Annotated in this window: 22 protein-coding genes; 10 read left to right on the top strand and 12 right to left on the bottom strand. The window is 64.2% G+C overall.

Annotated elements, in window-relative coordinates:
- The first annotated feature begins 59 nt into the window (after window positions 1-59).
- Window positions 60-1,928 carry an ABC-F family ATP-binding cassette domain-containing protein gene (locus tag ATN00_RS00110; protein ID WP_062060653.1) on the top strand — a complete coding sequence of 623 codons (1,869 nt, stop codon included), beginning with the start codon at window positions 60-62 and terminating at the stop codon, window positions 1,926-1,928.
- A gap of 148 nt (window positions 1,929-2,076) precedes the next feature.
- Here the strand turns inward: ATN00_RS00110 and ATN00_RS00105 are convergent, their stop codons facing one another.
- Window positions 2,077-3,177, bottom strand: a complete 1,101-nt coding sequence (locus tag ATN00_RS00105) for an AI-2E family transporter (protein WP_062060650.1) — start codon at window positions 3,175-3,177, stop codon at window positions 2,077-2,079.
- A 64-nt stretch (window positions 3,178-3,241) separates the two neighbouring features.
- The gene (locus ATN00_RS00100) at window positions 3,242-4,495 is read right to left on the bottom strand and encodes a YceI family protein (RefSeq protein ID WP_062060647.1); all 1,254 of its coding nucleotides are present in this window, start codon (window positions 4,493-4,495) and stop codon (window positions 3,242-3,244) included.
- A gap of 192 nt (window positions 4,496-4,687) precedes the next feature.
- Between ATN00_RS00100 and ATN00_RS00095 the strand changes: the two genes are divergently transcribed.
- Window positions 4,688-5,125, top strand: a complete 438-nt coding sequence (locus ATN00_RS00095; RefSeq protein ID WP_062060645.1) for an acyl-CoA thioesterase — start codon at window positions 4,688-4,690, stop codon at window positions 5,123-5,125.
- A 10-nt stretch (window positions 5,126-5,135) separates the two neighbouring features.
- Here the strand turns inward: ATN00_RS00095 and ATN00_RS00090 are convergent, their stop codons facing one another.
- Complete coding sequence (locus ATN00_RS00090) at window positions 5,136-5,519, bottom strand: DUF983 domain-containing protein (RefSeq protein WP_062060643.1); 384 nt, start codon at window positions 5,517-5,519, stop codon at window positions 5,136-5,138.
- Window positions 5,520-5,626: 107 nt separating this feature from the next.
- On the opposite strand from ATN00_RS00090, the gene pabB reads away from it, so the two are divergent.
- The 5 genes from pabB to msrA all read left to right on the top strand — a co-directional run bounded on the left by pabB (window position 5,627) and on the right by msrA (window position 9,821).
- A complete protein-coding gene (gene pabB / locus ATN00_RS00085; protein ID WP_062060641.1) occupies window positions 5,627-6,808 on the top strand; it encodes an aminodeoxychorismate synthase component I in 1,182 nt (393 codons plus the stop codon).
- A 34-nt stretch (window positions 6,809-6,842) separates the two neighbouring features.
- Window positions 6,843-7,466, top strand: coding sequence for an aminotransferase class IV (locus ATN00_RS00080; protein WP_062060639.1), 624 nt, complete (start codon window positions 6,843-6,845; stop codon window positions 7,464-7,466).
- Between the two features lie 110 nt (window positions 7,467-7,576).
- Window positions 7,577-8,779, top strand: a complete 1,203-nt coding sequence (locus ATN00_RS00075; RefSeq protein ID WP_062060636.1) for a pyridoxal phosphate-dependent aminotransferase — start codon at window positions 7,577-7,579, stop codon at window positions 8,777-8,779.
- A gap of 156 nt (window positions 8,780-8,935) precedes the next feature.
- Window positions 8,936-9,163: a hypothetical protein gene (locus ATN00_RS00070; RefSeq protein WP_156415180.1), complete on the top strand. Its 228-nt coding sequence runs from the start codon at window positions 8,936-8,938 to the stop codon at window positions 9,161-9,163.
- Window positions 9,150-9,821, top strand: a complete 672-nt coding sequence (gene msrA, locus ATN00_RS00065) for a peptide-methionine (S)-S-oxide reductase MsrA (protein ID WP_062060630.1) — start codon at window positions 9,150-9,152, stop codon at window positions 9,819-9,821. Before ATN00_RS00070 ends, msrA begins: the two co-directional genes overlap by 14 nt.
- Window positions 9,822-9,923: 102 nt before the next feature.
- On the opposite strand, the gene infC is transcribed toward msrA, so the two are convergent.
- The 8 genes from infC to ATN00_RS00025 all read right to left on the bottom strand — a co-directional run bounded on the left by infC (window position 9,924) and on the right by ATN00_RS00025 (window position 17,769).
- Window positions 9,924-10,457, bottom strand: a complete 534-nt coding sequence (infC, locus tag ATN00_RS00060; protein WP_062060627.1) for a translation initiation factor IF-3 — start codon at window positions 10,455-10,457, stop codon at window positions 9,924-9,926.
- Between the two features lie 127 nt (window positions 10,458-10,584).
- Window positions 10,585-12,576: a threonine--tRNA ligase gene (thrS, locus tag ATN00_RS00055; protein ID WP_062060624.1), complete on the bottom strand. Its 1,992-nt coding sequence runs from the start codon at window positions 12,574-12,576 to the stop codon at window positions 10,585-10,587.
- A 101-nt stretch (window positions 12,577-12,677) separates the two neighbouring features.
- The gene (locus ATN00_RS00050; protein ID WP_021244141.1) at window positions 12,678-13,043 is read right to left on the bottom strand and encodes a DsrE family protein; all 366 of its coding nucleotides are present in this window, start codon (window positions 13,041-13,043) and stop codon (window positions 12,678-12,680) included.
- A complete protein-coding gene (locus ATN00_RS00045) occupies window positions 13,031-13,798 on the bottom strand; it encodes a HesA/MoeB/ThiF family protein (RefSeq protein ID WP_062060621.1) in 768 nt (255 codons plus the stop codon). Before ATN00_RS00045 ends, ATN00_RS00050 begins: the two co-directional genes overlap by 13 nt.
- Window positions 13,795-14,259, bottom strand: a complete 465-nt coding sequence (dut, locus tag ATN00_RS00040; RefSeq protein WP_062060618.1) for a dUTP diphosphatase — start codon at window positions 14,257-14,259, stop codon at window positions 13,795-13,797. The genes ATN00_RS00045 and dut overlap by 4 nt, the downstream gene beginning before the upstream one ends.
- Complete coding sequence (coaBC, locus tag ATN00_RS00035) at window positions 14,234-15,493, bottom strand: bifunctional phosphopantothenoylcysteine decarboxylase/phosphopantothenate--cysteine ligase CoaBC (protein WP_062060615.1); 1,260 nt, start codon at window positions 15,491-15,493, stop codon at window positions 14,234-14,236. The genes dut and coaBC overlap by 26 nt, the downstream gene beginning before the upstream one ends.
- Window positions 15,490-17,031: a 2-polyprenylphenol 6-hydroxylase gene (gene ubiB / locus ATN00_RS00030; RefSeq protein WP_062060612.1), complete on the bottom strand. Its 1,542-nt coding sequence runs from the start codon at window positions 17,029-17,031 to the stop codon at window positions 15,490-15,492. The genes coaBC and ubiB overlap by 4 nt, the downstream gene beginning before the upstream one ends.
- A gap of 6 nt (window positions 17,032-17,037) precedes the next feature.
- Entirely contained in the window at window positions 17,038-17,769 is a 732-nt protein-coding gene (locus tag ATN00_RS00025; protein ID WP_062060609.1) for a class I SAM-dependent methyltransferase, read from the bottom strand.
- An 83-nt stretch (window positions 17,770-17,852) separates the two neighbouring features.
- Between ATN00_RS00025 and mutM the strand changes: the two genes are divergently transcribed.
- The 3 genes from mutM to dnaA all read left to right on the top strand — a co-directional run bounded on the left by mutM (window position 17,853) and on the right by dnaA (window position 20,878).
- Window positions 17,853-18,665, top strand: coding sequence for a bifunctional DNA-formamidopyrimidine glycosylase/DNA-(apurinic or apyrimidinic site) lyase (gene mutM / locus ATN00_RS00020; RefSeq protein ID WP_062060606.1), 813 nt, complete (start codon window positions 17,853-17,855; stop codon window positions 18,663-18,665).
- A gap of 113 nt (window positions 18,666-18,778) precedes the next feature.
- Window positions 18,779-19,042, top strand: a complete 264-nt coding sequence (rpsT, locus tag ATN00_RS00015) for a 30S ribosomal protein S20 (protein WP_062060604.1) — start codon at window positions 18,779-18,781, stop codon at window positions 19,040-19,042.
- Window positions 19,043-19,462: 420 nt separating this feature from the next.
- Complete coding sequence (gene dnaA, locus ATN00_RS00010) at window positions 19,463-20,878, top strand: chromosomal replication initiator protein DnaA (protein WP_062068198.1); 1,416 nt, start codon at window positions 19,463-19,465, stop codon at window positions 20,876-20,878.
- A gap of 91 nt (window positions 20,879-20,969) precedes the next feature.
- Here the strand turns inward: dnaA and ATN00_RS00005 are convergent, their stop codons facing one another.
- Complete coding sequence (locus ATN00_RS00005; RefSeq protein WP_062060601.1) at window positions 20,970-22,274, bottom strand: cyclic di-GMP phosphodiesterase; 1,305 nt, start codon at window positions 22,272-22,274, stop codon at window positions 20,970-20,972.
- Window positions 22,275-22,276: the final 2 nt, after the last annotated feature.

The following is a 22,276-nucleotide window of genomic DNA, read 5'->3' as shown; positions in this document are numbered from 1 at the left end:
CCCGCTTTCTCTGCCGTCACCGGTTTCCCCCCGCCGCCAAAATAGGCTAGGGGGCCGCCATGCTTAACTTGAACGGTATCACCGTGCGCCTTGGCGGACGCACCATCCTTGACCGCGCCGGCGTCGCGTTGCCGCCGCGCAGCCGCGTGGGCCTCATCGGCCGCAACGGGGCGGGCAAGTCCACGCTGATGAAGGTGATGATCGGCCAGATCGACCCGGACGAAGGCAGTTGCGACATGCCGCGCGACACGCGGCTGGGCTATATCGCGCAGGAAGCCCCTGCCGGCACCGCCACCCCCTTCGAAACGGTGCTGGCCGCCGACAAGGAACGTGCCGCCCTGATGGCGGAGGCGGAGCATACCGAAGACCCCGACCGCCTCGGCCACATCTATGAGCGCCTGAACGCCATCGATGCCTATACCGCCCCCGCCCGCGCCGCCCGCATCCTCGTCGGCCTCGGCTTCGACGAGGAGATGCAGGGCCGCCCGCTCGATAGCTATTCGGGCGGCTGGAAGATGCGCGTGGCCCTTGCCGCGCTGCTCTTTTCCGAGCCGGAACTGCTACTGCTCGACGAACCGTCCAACCATCTCGACCTTGAAGCGACGATGTGGCTGGAAAGCTTCCTCAAAAACTATCGCGGCACCGTGGTCGTCATCAGCCATGAGCGCGATCTTCTGAACAATGTGGTCGACCACATCCTGCATCTGGAGGGGGGCAAGGTGACGCTCTACCCCGGCGGCTATGACGCCTTCGAGCGCCAGCGTGCCGAACGCCTCGCCCAGCAGGAAGCCGCCCGCTCGAAACAGCAGGCCGAACGGGAGAAGCTGCAGGATTACATCGCCCGCAACTCGGCGCGTGCTTCCACGGCCAAACAGGCCCAGTCCCGCGCCAAGGCGCTTGCGCGGATGCAGCCTATCGCGGCCGCCATCGAAGATCCGACGCTGGCCTTCACCTTCCCCAGCCCGCCCGAACTGCGCCCGCCGCTCATCACCATGGATATGGCGGCGGTCGGCTATGGCGACACGCCGATCCTGAAACGTGTCAACCTGCGTATCGACCCGGACGACCGCGTCGCGCTGCTCGGCCGCAACGGCAATGGCAAGACCACGCTGGCACGCCTGATGGCCGCGCAGCTTGCGCCCATGGAAGGCGCGATGAACAGCTCTTCCAAGATGAGCGTAGGCTATTTCACGCAATATCAGGTGGAGGAACTGGACGTCACCGACACGCCGCTTGAACATATGAGCCGCGTGATGAAGGGCGCGACCCCCGCCGCCGTCCGCGCCCAGTTGGGCCGCTTCGGCTTTTCCGGCGAGCGCGCCACGCAGAAGGTCGGTAGCATGTCGGGCGGGGAGAAAGCCCGTCTCGCCCTCGCGCTCATCACGCGCGATGCGCCGCATCTGCTGATCCTCGATGAACCGACCAACCACCTTGACGTCGACAGTCGCGAGGCGCTGGTGCAGGCGCTCAACGAATATTCGGGCGCGGTGGTGATCGTCAGCCATGACCGCCACATGATCGAACTTGCCGCAGACCGCCTCGTGCTGGTCGATGGCGGTACGGCGCAGGAGTTTGCGGGCAGCCTCGACGATTATACCGACATCGTCCTGCGTAAGGCGGACAGCAACGGCAGCGGCGGCGATACGCCCAGGCCCGACCGCAAGGCCGAAAAACGCAACGCCGCCGAATGGCGCGAAAAGCAAAAGGCCCTGAAAGCTGCCGTCAGCAAGGCCGAAAAGGAAATGGCGACCCTGGGCGCGGAACGCAGCCGCATCGATCAGGCGCTGTTCGATCCCAAGGCCGCGAGCGGGGCGGAGGCGAAGATGACCATGACTGAACTGATGGTGAAACGCGCCGCCGTCGAAAAGAAGCTGGAAGCCGTTGAGGAAGCCTGGATGGAAGCCAGCGCCGGATTGGAGGCGCTCTAAAGGGTCAGCGATATTCGGAAGATGGTGGAACGAAAATGGTGGGTTTTCGTGACCCGGCGCGCAGCGACCTATAGGGTCGTGAGCACCGGAAGTACGAAACGACGCCATTGGCAGCCGACCAGAACCGAATGTCGCTGACCCTAAGCCTTCATTCGGTCCGGTCGGCGAGCGGACCCTCCATTCCGCCGGGGCGGCGCATCCGCGTCACGATGTTCCATGTGGCGATGAAAAGCGACGCAATCACCGGCCCGATGATGATGCCGTTCACGCCGAACAGCTCGATCCCGCCCAGCGTGGTGATGAGCACGACATAATCGGGTATCCGCGTCTCCCGCCCGACGAGGATGGGGCGCAGCACATTGTCCACCATGCCGATGATGAATATGCCGCAAAAGACGAGGATCAACCCCTTCACCAGCGCGCCTGTCGCCAGCAGGTAGATCGCGACCGGCACCCAGACGAGTCCGGTGCCCACGGCGGGCAATAGCGACGCGCATCCCATCAGCACGCCCCACAGCAGCGCGCCCGGTATCCCCAGCGCCCAGAAGGCGATGCCGCCGATCAGGCCCTGCACGATGGCGACGACCAGGCTGCCCTTGATGGTTGCGCGAACGACGATGACGAACTGCTGCATCAGCGCATGGCGCGGGGTGGCGCGCAGGGGCGCGGCCCTGTCGAGCATCGCGACCAGATTGCTGCCATCGCGCAGCAGGAAGAATGTGAGATACAGCATCACGCCCAGCGCCAGCACGAAACCCATGGCGCTTTGCCCGATCGACAGGGCTTGCCCTGCAAGCGTCTGGAAACTCGATGCGATGCCGTCGCTCAGCATGTCCCGCACCGTCGCGAAATTGGTGATGCCCAGCCGTTCCAGCCAGGCCGAAGCCCAATGGGGCAGGCTGGCCTGGAAACGGTCGAAGATTTCCGCGACATTGATCTGGCCCGATTGCAGGCGACCGTAAAAATAGCTCCCTTCCTGCACCAGCGCCATCGCCAGCACGATGGCGGGCACGATGACGATGACAAGGATAAGAAGCAGCGTCAGCAGCGCCGCGCCGTTGCGCCGTCCCGGCATCGACGCCAATAGTTGCTGGTTCACCGGCGCAAAGAGGATCGCCACGATCACGCCCCACAGGATCGCCGCGGCAAAAGGTTCGATCACCCAGGCAAAGGCGATGGTGACCAGCAGGACGAGGGCGAGAAAGACTCCGTCCTCGATGCGTGTGCTCGGCGGTTTTTCAGCATTCATGGATCAGCAAATGCCATGATTTCCGGCGGGAATCCATGGCTGCTCGCGGGTGCCGGCTCGATTGTCATTGCCGGGTGGCGGAGAAGCTGAAATCCACTGACACTTTGGGGTCCAGCCCGGTGCTGCTGGCCCCGTTCCCCACGCCAAAGGGCGCGCGGGCGATGGTCGCGGAACCCGCCACTTTCCGCGTCGCGCCGTCGCCTGACAGGGTGAAGCGGATGTTCTGCGGGCGGCTGACGCCCTTCAGGGTCAAGGTGCCCGATGCGCGATAGCTGTTCGCACCCGCCTTCTCCGCGCCCCTGGCCACGAAGCGCGCGGAGGGATGCGCCGCCACGTCGAAAAATTCGTCCCCGGGCAGCATCCCGTCCTTATAGGCGTCCCCGACGCTCGCGCTCGCAAGATCGATGTCGACGCGGATGTCGGCGGATTGCGGATGGTCGGGGTCCATCGCGATCTTGGCCGTCCATTTCGAAAAACTGCCGCTGATCGTCTCGCCGCCATTGCCGACTGAAAAGCTGACCCGCCCGCCGGGCTGCATGGTCCATGCGGGGGGCGGCCCGACTGGCTTTTCCTCCGGCTGGGCGGCGTTGTCGGCCCCTGCCGCTGCCGCTGAATTATCCATTATGTCCGTGCCGTTCTCGACCGGCGCAGGCTCATTCTCCACCGCCTCCATGACATTCCCCGCCACCGCCAGTTGTGCTGCCTCTGCCGCTGGCTTGGGCGCCGGGGCGGGAAGGATCGCCTTGCCCAGCGCCAGCCCGCCCAGGACCAGCGCGGGCAACAGCAGGATCAGCACCGGCGAGCGCGCGGGCATCATCCGCCAGATCAGTCCATCGCGCAGCAGAATATGATGGCGGAGCGCCCCCGCCACATGCAGCAGGAACAGCGCGACGCCGATCCATGCGAGCAGGCCGTGCGCGCCTTCCGCCAGTTCGTGCCCGTGCATCGGCAGGGGCAGATGGGGTAGGGGAATGAGGCCGAAAATCAGCGTCGGCACCTTCACCTTGGCGGTCGATACCAGCGCCCATCCGGTCAGCGGCGCGCCGATCATGAAAAGATACAGCCCGCCATGAACCGTTTTGGCGAGCGCGCCCTGCCACCCGCCTTCGACCGGCGCGGGGCGCGGTTTCCAATATCGCACCGCGATCCGCGCCAGCGTGAGCGCAAGGATGGTGATGCCGATCGACTTGTGCAGCTGAAACAGGGCGAAGCCGCGCGCGCCCAGGCCCTCCAGCGCCCACCCGACGCTGATCTGGAAAGCCAGCAGGATCGCGATGGTCCAGTGGAGGAAGATGGCGGCAAGGCTGTATCGTTGCATCGGCACGCTCCGGGCAAAGGGAAGCGCAGGCTAGAAAGCCCCAGCCGCGAAGTCCACCATCCCGTGCGAAAACAGGGCGTGGCCCTCCCCTGTGTTAAAAAGGCCGCAGTTTCCGTAATAATGCGCGTGTCGCGATTGCATCGGCGGCTTGCGCGAGTATGACGAAAAGGATCACGCAGCGGAAAGCAGCAGATGGCAAAACCCGATTCCTGGCGTTTCAGTCCCGACGCCTATAATTTCGTTACCAGCATCGATACACGCTTCCAGGACATCGACACGATGGGCCACATCAACAATGTGGCGATATCGGGGATATTCGAAACCGCGCGCATCCGGTTTCACCATCATCTGGGCCGCCATCCGCAGGAACAGGGCGTGCGCTGGCTGGTCGCCGCCGTTTCCCTGAGCTTCATCGAGGAAGCGCATTTCCCCTATCCCTTCGATGTCCATTGCGCCATCGGCCATATCGGCCGCACGAGCTGGACCATCAGCTCCGCCGGATTCCAGAAGGGCGTCTGCGTCGCCACCTGCGACACCACCGTCGTCACCCATGGCCCGGAAGGACGTCGCGTGATCGACGGAACGCTGCGTGAAGCGATGGAGCGGAATTTCCTGCGTCAGCCGGACTGACCGCACGCCATCATGCGAAGCCGTGCATCCTTCGCGTCCACTGGAATGCGATGACCGCCGCTTTGGCCGGTTGGATCAGCAAAGTGCACAGGATGATCGCCAGGCCGGGCCAGATCACTGCCTGCCATCCCAGTGGAATGGAAAAGGCGGCGTTCACTTCTATCATCAGCGGCACCAATATGTGACCCAGCAGCAGGATGACGATATAGGCCGGGAAATCATCGGCCTGATGCACGTCCCAACGCTGGCCGCAATGGCTGCAGCTATGGACCGGCTTGAGATAGCCCGCGAACATCCGGCCTTCACCGCAGGCGGGACAGCGCCCCCTTATGGCGAGCGCGAAAGCGGGGCCGAAAGGGCGGTCGGTCGGCCGCGATGGCTGTCTGTCGGTCATGCCCGTTCCGCTAGGCTGATTCGTTTTGCGCGGCAACGAAGGAATCTTCGGTTCCTTCCCTGGCGCTAACGCCTTCCGCGCTGGCCAAAGCCTGTTAAGAGGGCGCTATGCGCTTGCCTGGACCTTCTGAAGTCTTTGCCTTGTTCGACGATGCGCGCGCGCATAACGCCGCTCCGGCGCGGCTCTATCGCGACCCGGTGGCGACAATCGTGGCGCGGCATCAGGCTGAGGTGCAACCCGCGCTGGACCGTCTGGCGCAGGCGCAGGAGCAGGGCCTTCATGCCGCCGGGTTCCTGAGCTACGAAGCCGGGCTGGCGCTGGAAGACCGCCTGCACGCCATCGGCCTGCGTCAGGTGGAGAAAGCACAGCCGGGCGCACCGCCTTTGCTGTGGTTCGGTCTTTTCGAGGGATGCCGCCTGATCGCCCCGAACGAATTGGCGGATCTGTTGCCTCCCCCGTCGCCCGGCACGATGGCGGCGCCCCGGCCCCTGATCGATGAAGCGGCTTATCGTCAAGCCTTCGAGCGTGTGCAGGACTATATCCGGGCCGGCGATATCTATCAGGCGAACCTGACCTTCCCCTGCGACGTGACCCTTCCCGGCGATCTCATGGCCTTCTATGCCGCCGTCCGTCCCCGCGCCGCGGCGGGCTATGGCGGCGTTATTCGCACGGGCGGGCACGATATCCTGTCCTTCTCCCCCGAACTGTTCTTCACGCAGGTTCGCGGACAGCTGACGGCGCGGCCCATGAAGGGCACCGCCCCGCGCGATGCCGATCCGGCTCGTGACGCGGCGCTGGCGCGATGGCTGGAAAATGACGCGAAGCAGCGCGCCGAAAACCTCATGATCGTGGACCTGCTCCGCAACGATCTGTCGCGCGTGTCGCGGGCGGGCACCGTCACCGTGCCCGAACTTTTCCATGTCGAAACCTTCCCCACCGTGCATCAGATGGTGTCCACCGTGCGCTCTCGCGTTCTGCCGGGCCTGTCGCCCGTGGACGTGCTGCGTATCCTCTTCCCCTGCGGCTCCGTCACCGGGGCACCCAAGGTGCGGGCGATGGAGGTCATCGACGCCATCGAACCCTTTGCCCGGGGCGTCTATACGGGCGCGATGGGCTGGATCGACCCGGAAGGGGACGCCGCCTTCAATGTTGCCATACGGACCATTTGCGTCGAAAAGGGCAGCGCCTTGGGCCGTCTGGGCCTTGGGTCTGGGATTGTGGCGGATTCCGACGCGGCGTCGGAATGGGCGGAATGCCTGGCCAAGGGGCGGTTTCTTGCCGATACTTGACTTCTCTCGTTTGTGAGGCTTTGCAATGGGTGCAATGGCATTGGCTGACGAACGCTTCGACCTTTTGGAAACCATGGCTTTCGATCCGGTCGAAGGCATCAGGCTGCTGGAACTGCATCTGGAAAGGATGAAGGCCAGCGCGGAGGCGCTCGGCTTCGTTTTCGACCGGCATGAAGTGCGTAACGAGCTTCAGGCCGCGACTTTCCGCCTGCGTGAGAAAAGCCGCCTGCGCCTGCTGGCATCGCGCCGGGGCTCGATCGCGATCGAGGTGCGCGGTTATCGCACATGGCCGGAAGCGATCATGCATGTGGCCATCGTTTCCCGCGACGCGACCGCCGAGGATTTGCGTCTGCGGCATAAGACGACCGACCGTTCGATCTATCGCGATGCGCTCCGCCGCGGCGGCACCTTTGAAGTGCTGATGACCGATGCTCAGGGCTTCCTTACCGAAGGCTGTTTTTCCACCATCTTCGTGGAGCGCGGCGACAAGCTGGTGACGCCGCCCCTGCGGCGCGGGCTGCTTCCCGGAATCCTGCGCCAAAGCTTGATCGACATGGGGGAAGCGGTAGAGGCGGATCTGCGCCCGCACGATCTGGAGGGCGGCTTTTTCATCGGCAATGCGGCGCGCGGCATGGTGGCCGCTTCGCTGGCGCGATAGCTTTCGCGCCGGGGCGGCAACACATGGTTGCCCCTGCGTCCGTTGCGGACTAAGGGACGCGGCGTCCGCCTTCTCGCGGACCTTGGGGATTCTTCAGAAAGATTGTCGTCATGAGCCAGACTTCCGCCGCCCTTGGCCGTATCCAGCCTTCCGCCACGCTCGCCATGAGCGCGCGGGTCAACGCGCTGAAAGCCGAAGGCGTGGACGTGATCGGCCTGTCGGCGGGCGAGCCGGATTTCGACACGCCCGATTTCGTCAAGGAAGCGGGGATTGCGGCGATTCGCAACAACCTCACTCGCTATACCGATGTGGACGGCACCGCCGATCTCAAGGAAGCGGTCGCCTTCAAGTTCAAGCGCGATAATGGCCTCGTCTACAAGCGCAGCCAGATCAGCGTGAACTCCGGCGGCAAGCACACCTTGTTCAACGCGTTGGTCGCGACCGTCGATGCGGGCGATGAAGTCATCATCCCCGCGCCCTATTGGGTCAGCTATCCCGACATCGTGAACTTTGCGGGGGGCACGCCGGTTTTTATCGAGGGTCCCGCCAGTCAAGGCTACAAGATCACCGCCGCCCAGCTTGAGGCCGCGATCACGCCCCGGACCAAGTGGGTGCTCCTGAACTCGCCCTCCAACCCGTCGGGTGCGGCATATTCGGCGGCGGAATTGAAGGCGCTGGGCGATGTGCTGCTGCGCTATCCCCATGTGATGGTGATGACCGACGACATGTATGAGCATGTCTGGTATGCGCCCACGCCCTTTGCCACCATCGCGCAGGTGTGTCCGGAGCTTTACGATCGCACCTTGACGGTCAACGGCTGTTCCAAGGCCTTTTCCATGACCGGCTGGCGCATCGGTTTCGCGGGCGGCCCGGAATGGATCATCAAGGCGATGGGCAAGCTGCAATCGCAATCCACCTCCAACCCCTGCTCGATCAGCCAGGCCGCCGCCGTCGCCGCGCTGACCGGTGATCAGGACTTTCTCGAAGAACGCAATTCAGCGTTCAAAAAGCGCCGCGACATGGTGGTCGCCATGCTGAACGACGCGCCGGGCCTCGATTGCCCGACGCCCGAAGGCGCTTTCTATGTCTATCCCGACGCCAGTGGCCTGATCGGCAAGACGACGCCCAAGGGGCAGGTGATCGACAGCGACGAAACGCTGATCGGCTACTTCCTCGATGAAGCGCGGGTTGCCGCGGTGCATGGCGCGGCCTTCGGCCTCTCGCCTGCTTTTCGCATCAGCTATGCGACCTCGGACGAAGTGCTGAAAACCGCCTGCATCCGCATCCAGGAAGCCTGCGCCGCGCTCAAATAGGCGCGAAAGCGGAAACGGTCTTTTTCCTGCCGCGCCGTCTTGCGATTGGCGCGGCGGTTTCTATATCCCGTTTCGAACCGAAACCTGTTTCCGCCTTGCCGCTACCGATCGCTTTCTGACGGGTGTTCATCGAGCACTCATCGACAAAGTTTATGAGTGGCGGCGAAGGCGAACTTTATTGCAAAGCCGCTCTGCCCATTGGGCCGCAGGCGGCGCGAGGACAAGACGCCCATGAAGGCATTTTTGAAATCCGACCTGTTCTTCCGCTTCTTGGGGGGATTCGTCCTTGGCGCCATCGGCATGTTTGCCTTTCATCAGGAAGAACCGTCAATGATCGCGCCGTCCGCCATCGCCGCGCCGGCGGCGGATTATGCGACGCGCTGACGGCATCTTTCTTGCTCTTGTCGCGGCGCTGACCGCCGCTTCTCCCCTGCGCGCCGAAAGGCCGGTGCTGGCGCCTGTTCCGGCGGTCGATGCGTCGCCCGGCCGGAAACTGGAAACCGCTGTTTTTGCGGGCGGTTGCTTTTGGGGCGTGGAGGGCGTGTTTTCTCATGTGAAAGGCGTTCACCTCGCCGTTTCGGGTTTCGCGGGCGGACCGCGCGGGCGCAAGGTGGACTATGAGCGGGTGAGCGAGGGCGATACCGGCTATGCCGAAGCGGTGCGCGTCACCTATGATCCAAAGCTGGTAAGCTATGGCGCGCTGCTGCGGATATTCTTCTCTGTGATCGCGGACCCGACGACGCTCAATGCCCAAGGACCGGACCGCGGCACCCAATATCGCAGTGCGCTCTTCCCGTTGAACGCGGAGCAGGTGAAGGCAGCGGACGCCTATCTGATCCAATTAGGCAAGGCAGGGTTGTGGCGCGACCCCATCGTGACGCGGGTGGAGCGTTTCACCGGCTTTCAGGATGCCGACAGCTATCATCAGGATTTCATGCGCCGCAACCCACGCCATCCCTATATATTGCGCTGGGATGCGTCCAAGGTGGCGGCGCTCAAGGCGATGTTCCCGGCACTCTATCGAGACAAGCCTTCGGCCTGATTCGGCGGGTAGGGTCAATCTGGCCGGACCTCCAAAAGCATCGGGCGAAGCCTGTCGCCAGACTCCGCCCATTTGCTTGTGTCGCTTTGCGAGCAGCCGCGCTTATTTCGGTGCGAGCACCATCAGCATCTGGCGGCCTTCCATGCGGGGATAGGCTTCGACCTTGGCGATCTCCGCCACATTCTCAGCAACGCGCTGAAGCAACTGCATGCCGAGCTGCTGGTGCGACAATTCGCGGCCCCGAAAGCGCAGGGTGATCTTCACCTTGTCGCCATCGCCAATGAAATCATGCACCTTCTTCATCTTCGTATCATAGTCATGATCGTCGATGTTGGGACGCATCTTGATCTCTTTGAGTTCCTGCGTCCGCTGCGTCTTGCGGGCGATATTCGCCTTTTTCTGCGCTTCGTATTTGAACTTGCCGATGTCCAGAAACTTGCAGACCGGCGGATCGGCTGTCGGCGACACTTCGACCAGGTCCAGCCCGATCTCGTAAGCGCGCTCCATCGCCTCCTGCGTCAACATCACGCCCAGATTTTCGCCTTCGTCGTCGATCACCCGCACCTTGGGCACGGTGATGAACTCATTATAACGGGGACCGGACTTCGGCGGCGGCGCCATTGGACGGCGCATCATTGGGGGACGTATAGCGGTATCTCCTATGGTCGTTCAAAAATGTCGGTGGATGCGCCTTTAGCGCAAAGCCGAAAGGGGCGGCAAGTCCGCAGTTGCGGATTGCCGGTCCCTCTGTGACATGGCAGCCTCACCGCATATCGGGAGCCAGCGCCTCTTTTGCAAGTCGGGCGATGATATCGTCCAGTGAAAGGACGGACTGCCCTTCCTTGCCCAGTTCGCGCAGCGCCACCGTGCCTTCCTCCGCCTCGCGCCTTCCGACGACCAGCAGATTGGGCACTTTTGCAAGGCTATGCTCGCGCACCTTGTAGTTGATCTTCTCGTTCCGTACGTCCGCTTCGGTGCGGATTCCGGCGGCACGGAGCTTCTCGACAACTTCCTGTGCATACGGGTCCGCATCCGATACGATGGTCGCCACGACCGCCTGAACAGGGGCGAGCCAGAGCGGAAATTTGCCCGCATAATGTTCGATCAATATGCCGATGAAGCGTTCATAGCTGCCCAGGATCGCCCTGTGGAGCATCACCGGCCGGTGCCGTTCGCCGTCCTCGCCCACATAGCTGGCGTCGAGTCGTTCGGGCAGCACCGTGTCGGTCTGGATCGTGCCGACCTGCCACGTCCGCCCGATCGCGTCGGTCAGGTGGAACTCCAGCTTGGGCGCGTAGAAGGCGCCTTCGCCCGGTAATTCTTCCCATCCCCATTCGGCCGTGTTGCGGCCCGTCGCGGCGACGGCATCGCGCAGCGACTGTTCGGACCAGTCCCACATTTCGTCGGTGCCGAACCGCTTTTCCGGGCGGAGCGCCAGCTTGATGGCATAGTCCGCGAAGCCCAGATCCTTATATACCACATCCAGCAGGTCGCAGAATTGCGCGACCTCGCTCACCAGCTGGTCTTCGCGGCAAAAGATATGCGCGTCGTCCTGCGTGAACTGGCGCACGCGCATCAGGCCGTGCAGCGCGCCATGCGGTTCGTTGCGATGGCAGCAGCCCATTTCCGCCATGCGGAGCGGCAGATCGCGATAGCTCTTGATCCCTTGGCGGAAGATCAGGACATGCGCGGGACAGTTCATGGGCTTAAGCGCCATCCATGCCGCGTCATGCGATACGACCGGACCTTCATCCTCGGTGTTCGGCACCTCGTCGGGGATGACGAACATATTCTCGCGATATTTGCCCCAGTGGCCGGATTGCTCCCACTGGCGGGCGTCCATGATCTGCGGCGTCTTCACTTCTTGGTAGCCTGCCGCGTCGAGCCGGCGGCGCAGGTAGGATTCCAGTTGCCGCCAGATGATATAGCCCTTGGCGTGCCAGAAGACGGAGCCATGCGCTTCGGCCTGGAGGTGAAACAGGTCCATTTCCGCGCCCAGCTTGCGATGGTCGCGCTTGCCCGCTTCCTCCAGCATGTGAAGATGCGCGTCGAGCTGTTTCCTGTTGAGCCAGCCGGTGCCGTAGATGCGCGAAAGCATCGCGTTCTTCTGATCGCCGCGCCAGTAAGCGCCCGACACGCGGGTCAGCTTGAACGCCTGCGGGTCGAGTTTTCCCGTCGAGGCGAGGTGCGGCCCCCGGCACATGTCGAGCCAGTCATTGCCCGACCAGTAGACCGTCAGTTCCTCGCCCTCGGGCAGTTCTGCGGCCCACTGCGCCTTGAACGTCTCCCCCTCCGCCTGCCAGCGCGCGATCAGATCCTCGCGGCGCCACACTTCGCGGCGCAGCGGCTTGTCGGCGCGGATGAGTTCCCGCATCTTTTCCTCGATGACGGGCAGGTCTTCCTCGGTGAAGGGTCCGCGCTTCGGATCGGGCGCGAAGTCGTAGTAAAAGCCGTCCTCGGTCGCGGGTCCAAAAGTGATCTGCGTGCCGGGGAACAGTTCCTGCACCGCTTCGGCCAGCAGATGCGCGAAGTCGTGACGCGCCAGTTCCAGCGCGTCGGCTTCATCCTTCGCTGTCACTAGCGCGAGCGCAGCGTCTGCCTCCAGCGGGCGCGTGATGTCGCGCAGCTCGCCATCGACCCGCGCCGCGATGGCGGCCTTGGCCAGGCCCGGCCCGATCGCCGCCGCAATGTCCGCCGGGGTAGTGCCGGGCGCGACTTCGCGCACGGAACCATCGGGCAGGGTGATCTTGAGCATGGCGGACACGGGATGACTTTCATTTATGTGGATGGGCGCAAAGGCCGCGCCTTCCCCTTAAATGGGCCATCCCGCCTGTCAATAGAAGGGCTGTGCCTGGGTCAGGCGAACAGGAGGCGGGCGTCGTCGCTGGTCTGTTGCAGGAAAGCGACCGGGCCGCTCATCTCCACGCCTTTGGGCAGGTCGCTCGCGGACAAGTTCGACAGCGCCAATCCGCTCTGGCAGGCGAAGAGCGCGACGCCTAAAGCGACCGCGTCCTCCAGCAGCAGCGCCAGCGTCGGCAGACCCGCCGCTTCATGCGCGTCGTCCAGGCGGGCCGCGATGGGCGCGCGCAGCAGGGCCACGGCGTCGAGTTGCAGGAATACCGCTGCCTTGCCGCCCAGCGCCGCCTGCGCCGATGCCGTCACCAGGGCGGCGCGCAACCGCTCTGAATCCGCGCAGGCAACGATGATCCTCAGTTCGCGCACAGTTCCACCGCGCAGGCGGGACAGGCCGGGTCCTTGGGCACCGTAAGGGTGCGGAACCGCATGGAGAGCAGGTCGCAGAGCAGCAGCTTGCCCGCGCTGTCCTCGCCAAAGGGAACCAGCGCGCGGATCACCTCCAGCGCGGCGAGGCTGCCCATCACGCCGGTCAGTGCGCCAATGACGCCGGTTTCCGCGCAATTGCGCTCCGCCGCGTCTTCCGGCGTCCCGACAAGGCAGCGATAGCAGGGCTTGTCCCTTTCCCATCCGCGATAGGTGGCGAGTTGCCCCTCGAACGGGCCGACCGCAGCCGACACCAGCGGGATACGCAGCGCCTGCGCGGCGTCGGCGACCGCGAGACGCGTCGCGAAACTGTCGCAGCCGTCCAGCACCACGTCCGCCTCGCGCAGCATCAACCCCGCATTTTCCGCATCGATGCGGGCGTTGATGGGGATCAGCTTCACGTCGGGATTGAGCCGGGCGACGGCGGCCATGGCGACCTCCGCCTTGGACGCGCCGATGTCGGCGGTGCCGAACAGCACTTGCCGCTGCAGGTTGGAGAGCGCCACCGCGTCATCGTCGATCACCCGGATAGTGCCGACGCCCGCCGCGGCCAGATACAGGATCGCCGGGCTGCCGATGCCGCCCGCGCCGATCACCGCCACATCCGCCGACAGCAGCCGCGCCTGCCCCGCGCCGCCGATCTCCTTGAGGACGATGTGGCGTGCATAGCGTTCGAGTTGGTCGTCGGTCAGCGTCATGAGGAAGCGATGCCCGTGGAGCCGAAACCCCCTGAACCCCGCGCGGTGTCGTCCAGTTCCCTGACTTCGGCGAAGCGCGCCATCTGGACCGGGGCGGCCACAAGCTGCGCGATCCGATCGCCGCGCGCGATGATGAAGGGTGTGTCACCCAGATTGATGAGGATCACCTTGAGTTCGCCGCGATAGTCGGCGTCGATGGTGCCCGGCGTGTTGGGCAGGCTGATGCCGTGCTTCAACGCCAGACCCGAACGCGGGCGCACCTGCACCTCATAGCCTTCGGGGATGGCCATGGCGAAGCCGGTTGCAACGGCATAGCGGCCGCCGGGTGCAATCGTGACATCTTCCGCCGATACCACATCCATGCCTGCCGCATGTTCGGTCGCATAAGCGGGCGTGGGCAACCCTTCGCCATGGGGCAGGCGCTTCAGCCTTATTTCAATCGGGACGAGCGGAGAGGACATGGGCGACCTTTTCGATGAGGCGGGTGGCGACAACATCCTTGGGCAGGTTTTCCCAGCTTTCGATGCCGTCGGCCGTGACGATATGAACGCTGTTCGCGTCGCCGCCCATCACGCTTGCTCCGGGGGCGCCTGACACGTCATTGGCGACGATCCAGTCCGCGCCCTTCTTCGCCAGCTTGGCGCGGGCATGGTCGGCGACCTTTTCGGTTTCGGCGGCGAACCCGACCAGCAGCGTGGGGCGCTGCCCATGTTTGCCGAGTGTCGCGAGGATGTCGGGATTTTCAACCAGCGAAAGCGGCGCGGGCTTGCCCGACCCGTCCTTCTTGATTTTCTGGTTGGCCGCGCCGGCGGTGCGCCAGTCGGCGACGGCGGCGACCATGATCGCGGCGTCGGCGGGCAGGGCCGCTTCGACCGCTGCCATCATCTCCAGCGCGGTTTCCACGTCCACGCGCTTGACACCCTGCGGCGTAGGGAGGTTCACCGGCCCGGCGACCAAAGTCACCCGCGCGCCTGCCCGCGCGGCGGCGGCGGCGATGGCGAAACCCTGCTTGCCCGACGATCGGTTGGCGATGTAGCGCACCGGGTCGATCGGCTCATGCGTCGGCCCGGCGGTGATGAGGACATGCCTGCCCGTCAACGGCAGTTCAGGCCCTTCGAAATCCGGCTGGCCCGCGAGCGGATCGGTGGGCGAGGGCAGGGCGATCAGCCGCGCGATCTCCGCCGCGATCTGCTCCGGTTCGGGCAGGCGGCCCCTGCCATATTCGCCGCAGGCCATCTCGCCGCTGTCCGGCTCCATGATGTGCACGCCGTCCTCGCGAAGCTGCGCGAGGTTGCGCTGAGTCGCGGCATGGTGCCACATGCGGACGTTCATCGCGGGCACGGCCAGCACCGGCTTGTCGGTGGCGAGCAGCAGCGTCGTGGCCAGATCGTCGGCGATGCCCGCCGCCATCTTGGCCAATATGTCGGCGGTGGCGGGCGCGACCACGACCAGATCGGCCTGGCGCGAAAGCTGGATATGCCCGATCTCGCGCTCTTCCTTCAGGTCGAACATGTCGCCATAGACATGATCCTCGGTCAGCACGCCCAGCGACAGCGGCGTCACGAACTTCTCCGCCGCCGCCGTCAGCACGGCGCGCACCGCGATGCCGCGCTTTCGCAGCAGCCGGACAAGCTCCAACGACTTATAGGCCGCAATGCCGCCGGAGATGATGAGAAGGACGCGAGGCTGAGTCATATATGCAGATGTAGCAGCGCCGTAACGATCGCTCCAGCCGCCGCCGCGATGGCCGCCACCACGGCATAGCGCCAACCGCCGCCGATGCGGATGACCCTGACTTCGCTCAGCGGCGGAGGCGGGGGCGCGCCGCCCTTTTCGGGGAAGGCGTCCTCGATCCGCCGCACCAGCCCCGGCAAGCGTTGCAGCGTGCGCCAATTCTCGATCAGCGTGTCGGCGGCCTTGGCCTCCGGCCCTAATTCGGTCCGCAGCCATTCCTTCACATAGGGGCCGCTCGTTTCCCACAGGTTGATGTCGGGATCGAGTGCGGTCGCCACGCCCTCCACCATCACCATCGTTTTCTGGAGGAGCAGCAAATGCGGCTGCGTCTGCATGTCGAAATCGCGGGTGATGGCGAACAGGCCGTCCAGCATCCCGCCGACCGACAGTTCGCGCACCGGCTTGCCGCGCATCGGCTCGCCCACGGCGCGCAGCGCGGTCGCGAACTCCGCCACGTCATGATGGGCGGGCACATATTGCGCCTCGAAATGGATTTCGGCGACGCGCCGATAATTGCCGGTGATGAGACCGTAGAGAATCTCGGCGAGCCACATGCGCGCGCGGCGGTCGATCCGGCCCATGATGCCGAAGTCGATGGCGACGATATCGCCGTTCGCCGTCACGAACAGGTTCCCCTGATGCATGTCGGCGTGGAAGAAACCTTCCGCGATCGCCTGCCGCAGGAAGGCGTTGACGAGCCGCGCCGCGATGTCCTTCACGTCATGTCCGGCGGCGATCAGTGCGTCGCGGTCGGAGATCTTGACGCCGTCGACCCACTCCATCGTCATGACCTTGCCGGTCGTGCGGTCCCAGTCGATGGCGGGGATGCGGTATCCCGGCATCGCCTCCATCGCTTCGGCGAGTTCGGAGGCGGATGCGGCCTCGCGCCGCAGGTCGAGTTCCCGCGCCGTCCACCGTTTCATGTTGGCGATGACCAGGCGCGGGCGCAGGCGCGCCGCTTCGCCGCCCAGCATCTCCAGATGGGCGGCGCCCCATTCATAGGTCTGGATGTCGCGGTTGAAGCGGTCGATCACGCCGGGGCGGATCACCTTCACCGCCACATCGCGGCCATCGGTGGTGACGGCGCGATGCACCTGCGCGATGGAGGCCGCGCCCACCGGCACTTCATCGAAATGGCTGTATATGGATTCGAGCGGCCGTCCGAAGCTCTGCTCGATCTGCGCGCGGATCGTGGCGAACGGGACGGGAGGCAGCGCGTCCTGCAAGCGCAACAGGTCATTCGCAGCCTCGTCGCCGACCAGATCGGGCCGAGTCGCCAGCGTCTGCCCCAGCTTGATCGCAGCGGGGCCGATGGCCTGGAAGGCGTCCGCGTAACGGGGCTGTTTGGGCACGCGCGCGCCAAAACGGGCCAGCCGCACCAGCCGCCGCACCGGCGCCGGGGTCAGCGGATCGCGCTCGATCCCGCGCAGCGCACCGTGTCGCGCCAATGTGCGGCCCCATTTCAGCAGCCGCCAGATATGAGTCGTATGGGAAGGCACGGGACGTCAGATCTTCCAGCCGCTGTGGATCGCCACCAGCCCGCCCAATATCGGCTCGACCTTCGTGTTCACGAAACCGGCCTCGCGGATCATGCTCTCGAACTTCGGCATGGGCGGAAAGCGGCGGATCGATTCGATCAGATAGCGGTAGCTGTCCTCGTCACCGGCGAACAGCTTGCCGAGCTTGGGCACCAGCCGGTGTGAATAGACGTCGTAAACATCGGCAAAGCCCGGCCAGGTCGTTGTCGAGAACTCCAGGCAGAAAAAGCGCCCGCCATATTTCAATACCCGATGCGCCTCGCGCAGGGCTCTGTCGATATGCGTGACGTTGCGGATGCCGAAGGCGATCGTATAGGCGTCGAAAGCGCGGTCGCCGAAGGTCAGTTCCTCCGCATTTTGTTCCGACCAGATCAGTCCCTCATAGCCCTTCTTCCTGGCCCGCTCGATGCCGACCGCCAGCATTTCGGGATTGATGTCGGACACCGTCACGCGCGCTCCATGTCGGTGCATCCGAAACGCGATATCGCCGGTGCCGCCCGCCATGTCGAGGATATGCTCATCCTTGCGCGGCTTCACGCGGTTCACGAACTGGTCCTTCCATAACCGGTGCGCGCCGCCCGACATGGCGTCGTTCATCAGGTCGTATTTCGACGCGACATTGGAAAAGACCGCGCGGACCATGCCCTGTTTTTCAGCGGCGTCCACATCGCGATAGCCGAAGGATGCAGTATCGTTCATGGCAAAGCGCTCTAGCCGGAGTTTACACGCCATGCCAGCCGTGAAGCTGGGATTATCGTCCGCGCATCGCTAGACAGGGCATCATGCCTGAACTTCCCGAAGTCGAAACCACCGTCGCGGGCCTGCGCGCCGTGCTTGAAGGCGCGATGCTGGTGCGCGTGGAGCCGCGCCGCGCGGACCTGCGCTTCCCGATCCCCGTGGATCTGCGCCAGAGGCTGACCGGCGCGACCGTCACCACCCTGTCGCGCCGCGCCAAATATGGCCTGATCGGCACCGACAGGGGTGACACGCTCATCTTCCACCTCGGCATGTCGGGACGCTGGCGGATCGATCCGGCGGAAATCGGCGCGCATGATCATCTGCTGATCGAGACAGGGGCTGGACGGCTGCTTTCGCTCAACGATCCGCGCCGCTTCGGTTCGCTCGATCTGGTGCGGAGCGAGGCTTGGGAGGATTATGCCCCCTTCACCCGTATGGGGCCTGAGCCGCTGGGGCCGGATTTCACGCCCGCCACGCTGGCGCGGGCGCTGGAGGGCAAGGCGACGTCGATCAAAGCCGCGCTGCTCGACCAGCGGATCGTCGCGGGCCTTGGCAACATCTATGTGTGCGAGGCGCTGAACATGGCGGGCATCGCGCCGACTCGCACGGCGGGGAAGATCACGCGTCCGCGCCTTGCCCTGCTGGTCGAATCGATTCGCGCAGTCCTCTCCGCCGCCATCGTGGCGGGCGGTTCCACCCTGCGTGATTATGCGCGGCCCGACGGCGAGCTGGGCTATTTTTCCAAACAATGGCGCGTCTATGGCCGGGAAGGGGAAACCTGCCCGTGCGGCGGCGTGGTAGAGCGGCGCGTGGACGGCGGACGATCGACCTTTTACTGCCCGAAATGCCAGAAATAGCGTGACCGCATTGGTTGACGCTATGCTTCAATCCCTGTAAGGGGCCAGCCTTCACGAGCCGCCAGGGCGATTCCGGGCGGTTCTTTCACGAGATTTGCAAGCCGAGGACAAGAATGGCCAATACGCCGCAAGCCAAGAAGCGCATCCGCCGCAACGCGCGCCGCGCCGAAATCAATGGCGCCCGCATCAGCCGGATCCGCACCCTGGTGAAGAAGGTGGAAGCTGCCATCGTCGCCGGCGACAAGACGGCCGCCGCGACCGCGCTTCAGACCGTTCAGCCCGAACTCGCGCGCGGCGTTGCCCGCGGCGTGCTGCACAAGAACACCGCCGCCCGCAAGTTCGGCCGCCTGACCAAGGCTGTCAGCGCGCTCGGCTGAACCTTTCGGCTTCGACATTTCAACAGCCTGCTCCGGCAAAGTCCGGGGTGGGCTTTTTTCATGTGGCTTTTATCCCATTGTCACATTTCGGGATTGGCGGATTTCCACCGATTCGACGCACTGCGGCAAAAAATCCATGAATTAAGATTATGAAATATAGGTGAAAAATCCATATTTCGGATTTTTGGCGGCTTTGCTGAGTCAACGTCTTTATTTCATTTTTTTGAACCACCCGGCCCTTGATCCGGCGGAGAAGGCCTGTCTATTTTCTCCCTCTGGCCGCTGATCGAATCGTTTTCGGCGGGTCGTTGCTAGTTGTTGTGTGGGACGAGAACGCCTGGAAAAGCGAGGCTTTTCCGGAAAGGCTTTTTGTGTCGTCATTTCTGGCAGCGCGGGGGACGCTAAGGGGGCGGCATTTTGATAAAGGATAACGCAGCGGTGGATGGACGGGAGGGACAGACGGAAGGGAATGACGCCCGTCTGGAGTCCGCCTGGGCCGTAATCCGTGCGGGTTTGCGCCGCGACATTGGTGCGCGCCTTTTCGATCAGTGGCTCAAGCCGGCGCGCCTTGGGGTTTATTGCCCCGATTCGCAGACGATCGACCTGTTATTCGCTTCCGATTTCAGCGCGAACTTCGTGTCGGGCCAGTTTGGCGACCGGCTCCGCATGGCGTGGCGTTCCGCCAATGTGGGCGTGCGGGAAGTCCGCCTGCTGCGGGCACCCGATTCGACGGGCCCGCGTCTGCTCCAGATCGTTCGCGATTCGCATGACGCAGAGGCGGCATGCGACGCGTCGGTGGAGGAAAGCGCGCCCGCTTCCAATTTCCAGCCCCGTCACAGCTTCGACCAGTTCGTGACCGGCGACTCCAACCGCTTCGCCTTTTCGGCGGCGCAGGCCATGGCGTCGGTGGAGCAGCCGCGTTTCACGCCGCTGTTCCTGCATGGCGGCACCGGACAGGGCAAGACGCACCTGCTCCATGCGGCAGCCGCGGCTTTTTCCGCGCATTCGCCGTCAGCGCAGGTGCTCTATATGTCGGCGGAGCGGTTCATGATGGAGTTCGTGAACGCCATGCGCGCCAATGAGAGCATGGCGTTCAAGGCCCGGCTGCGCGCGGCGCGGCTGCTGCTGATCGACGACATTCAGTTCATCGCGGGGAAGGGATCGACGCAGGAGGAATTCCTCCACACGATCAACGACCTGATCGATGCGGGCGCGCGCATCATCATCACCGCTGACCGCGCGCCTCAGATGCTGGACGGCATCGACCCGCGCATCCTCTCGCGTCTTGCGGGCGGTCTGGTCGCCGACATCCAGCCCGCCGATCTCGGCCTGCGCCTGGCGATATTGGAAGGCAAGCGGGCGGTTGCTGGCGACCCGCCGGTGCCCGATGCCGTGATCGATTTCCTCGCCCGCTCGATTCGCTCCAATGTCCGCGAGCTGGAAGGCGCCTTCAACAAGCTGGTCGCCTATGGCCAACTCACCGGCCGGTCGATCGACCTGGAATTCGCGCAGGGGATGCTGGCCGACGCGGTGCGCGCCAATGTCCGCCGCATCACCGTGGATGAAATTCAGAAGGCGTGCGCCGCCCATTACCGGATCGATCCGGCGGAGATGCGCTCCAAGCGGCGCGCGCGCGCCGTGGCCCGTCCCCGTCAGGTAGCCATGTATCTGGCGAAGAAGATGACGCCGCGCTCACTGCCCGAAATCGGCCGTATCTTCGGCGGGCGGGATCATAGCACGGTCATCCATGCGGTGCGGACCATTGAGGAACTGCGGCAGAGCAACCCCGATATCGACGCGGACATACGCGCGCTGCAACGGCAGTTGGAGGGCTGAAGGGGGGTGGCGGAGCGGACGGGGGCCTGGCTCCCGTTCGCTCCGCCATTATGATGATCCTTTGGCGGCGGCGCTTTTGCCCGGTTTCGGCTCAGTTTTCCTGCGCGAGCAATTTGGCGCTGACCGCGGGCCAATCGGCGATCTCCCATGCCGCAGGCGTTTCGCGTGAGACGATCTGGTCGCTGCCGAAGCAGCGGCTGAGGTCGATGTCGGGAGCATTTTCGAATGTCCGCGTCCGCAGCGAGTAGAAGGGGCGGACTTTGGGCAGCGTCAGATCGTCGGGATTCTGGTCGATCACGATGGCGAGGCGATGGTTACGCAGCCGCACCAGCGATCCGATGGGATAAATGCCCACGGCCTGCTGGAACGCCGCGAAAATCTCCGGATCGTAGAGCATATGGGCCTGGTCGATGTTGAGCAGGGCGTCGGCCGGATCCTGCCCCTGCCGGTGAACGCGGTCCGACGTCATCGCGTCATACGTGTCGCAGATCGCGGCCATGCGGGAAAACAGGCTGATCTCTTCCCCAACCAGCCCATGCGGATAGCCGCTGCCGTCCATGCGTTCATGATGATGCAGGCATACGTCCAGCACCGTTTCGGGCATTTCGCCGCCCAATGTCAGGAACTCATGCGCCAGCGTCGTGTGGCTTTTGATCACCTGCCACTCTTCCGGCGTCAGCGGTGCGCCCTTGTCCCATGTTTCCTGCGGCACATGGCCCATGCCGACATCCATCAGCAGACCGGCAAGACCCGCTTCCTGGATCTGTTCGGGACGGAGCCGGAGCTGCTGCGCCAGGCTTATCATCAGGGCGCAGACCGAAAGCGAATGCATGTAGAGATATTCGCTGCTGTTCTTGAGCCGCGTCACCGCCATGAAGGCGTGGGGGTTGCGCTGGACCGAACTGGAAATCTCCTCGATCATCGGCTGCAGCCGGTTGAACTTGATCGCCTTGCCCAGTCGCGCATCGTCGAAGACCTTCCGCATCGCCCGGCTGGCCTTGCGCGCCAGCTTGCTGGCGTGGGCCATTTCGGCTTGCAGCGGCAGCCTGTCCTTGGACAGCGGATCGAAGCTCTGCGGCGCGGCGGCGGGCCGGGCCGGATGGCGGCGCATGATTGTCACGCCCTGCGCGCTGGTGCGTCCGAACAGACGCTCGTTCACGTCTTTTTCGGCGGGCTGGAAGGAACGGGGCGTGGGTGTGGTTTCAGACGCCGGGCCGATCCCGCGCGCGGTGTCGATCTGCACCCATTCGACCTTGCTGGCCCTGAGTTCTTCCAGCTGATCGGGATCGTCCAGCAGCATCCTGCTGCGCCAGAAGGGATGCGAGAACCATGATCCTTCCATCTTGTGGAGGAACATGCCCAGCTTCACTTCATCCGTTTTGATCCGTTTCAACATCG

It is taken from the genome of Sphingobium baderi (assembly GCF_001456115.1).
Taxonomy (GTDB): domain Bacteria; phylum Pseudomonadota; class Alphaproteobacteria; order Sphingomonadales; family Sphingomonadaceae; genus Sphingobium; species Sphingobium baderi_A.
Note: the sequence above shows the minus strand (reverse complement) of the source record. Positions and strands in the feature narration are given on the sequence as shown.

Excerpts from the sequence above, each read along its gene's own strand:
- pabB (WP_062060641.1), top strand. The coding sequence starts at position 5,627 with ATGCGCTTGCCTGGACCTTCTGAAGTCTTTGCCTTGTTCGACGATGCG.
- dut (WP_062060618.1), bottom strand. The coding sequence starts at position 14,259 with ATGTCCTCTCCGCTCGTCCCGATTGAAATAAGGCTGAAGCGCCTGCCC.
- mutM (WP_062060606.1), top strand. The coding sequence starts at position 17,853 with ATGCCTGAACTTCCCGAAGTCGAAACCACCGTCGCGGGCCTGCGCGCC.
- ATN00_RS00005 (WP_062060601.1), bottom strand. The coding sequence starts at position 22,274 with ATGTTGAAACGGATCAAAACGGATGAAGTGAAGCTGGGCATGTTCCTC.
- ATN00_RS00105 (WP_062060650.1), bottom strand. The coding sequence starts at position 3,177 with ATGAATGCTGAAAAACCGCCGAGCACACGCATCGAGGACGGAGTCTTT.
- ATN00_RS00075 (WP_062060636.1), top strand. The coding sequence starts at position 7,577 with ATGAGCCAGACTTCCGCCGCCCTTGGCCGTATCCAGCCTTCCGCCACG.
- rpsT (WP_062060604.1), top strand. The coding sequence starts at position 18,779 with ATGGCCAATACGCCGCAAGCCAAGAAGCGCATCCGCCGCAACGCGCGC.
- ATN00_RS00080 (WP_062060639.1), top strand. The coding sequence starts at position 6,843 with ATGGCATTGGCTGACGAACGCTTCGACCTTTTGGAAACCATGGCTTTC.
- ATN00_RS00110 (WP_062060653.1), top strand. The coding sequence starts at position 60 with ATGCTTAACTTGAACGGTATCACCGTGCGCCTTGGCGGACGCACCATC.
- ATN00_RS00090 (WP_062060643.1), bottom strand. The coding sequence starts at position 5,519 with ATGACCGACAGACAGCCATCGCGGCCGACCGACCGCCCTTTCGGCCCC.
- ATN00_RS00025 (WP_062060609.1), bottom strand. The coding sequence starts at position 17,769 with ATGAACGATACTGCATCCTTCGGCTATCGCGATGTGGACGCCGCTGAA.
- infC (WP_062060627.1), bottom strand. The coding sequence starts at position 10,457 with ATGATGCGCCGTCCAATGGCGCCGCCGCCGAAGTCCGGTCCCCGTTAT.
- thrS (WP_062060624.1), bottom strand. The coding sequence starts at position 12,576 with ATGCTCAAGATCACCCTGCCCGATGGTTCCGTGCGCGAAGTCGCGCCC.
- ATN00_RS00045 (WP_062060621.1), bottom strand. The coding sequence starts at position 13,798 with ATGACGCTGACCGACGACCAACTCGAACGCTATGCACGCCACATCGTC.
- msrA (WP_062060630.1), top strand. The coding sequence starts at position 9,150 with ATGCGACGCGCTGACGGCATCTTTCTTGCTCTTGTCGCGGCGCTGACC.
- ATN00_RS00095 (WP_062060645.1), top strand. The coding sequence starts at position 4,688 with ATGGCAAAACCCGATTCCTGGCGTTTCAGTCCCGACGCCTATAATTTC.
- ATN00_RS00100 (WP_062060647.1), bottom strand. The coding sequence starts at position 4,495 with ATGCAACGATACAGCCTTGCCGCCATCTTCCTCCACTGGACCATCGCG.
- coaBC (WP_062060615.1), bottom strand. The coding sequence starts at position 15,493 with ATGACTCAGCCTCGCGTCCTTCTCATCATCTCCGGCGGCATTGCGGCC.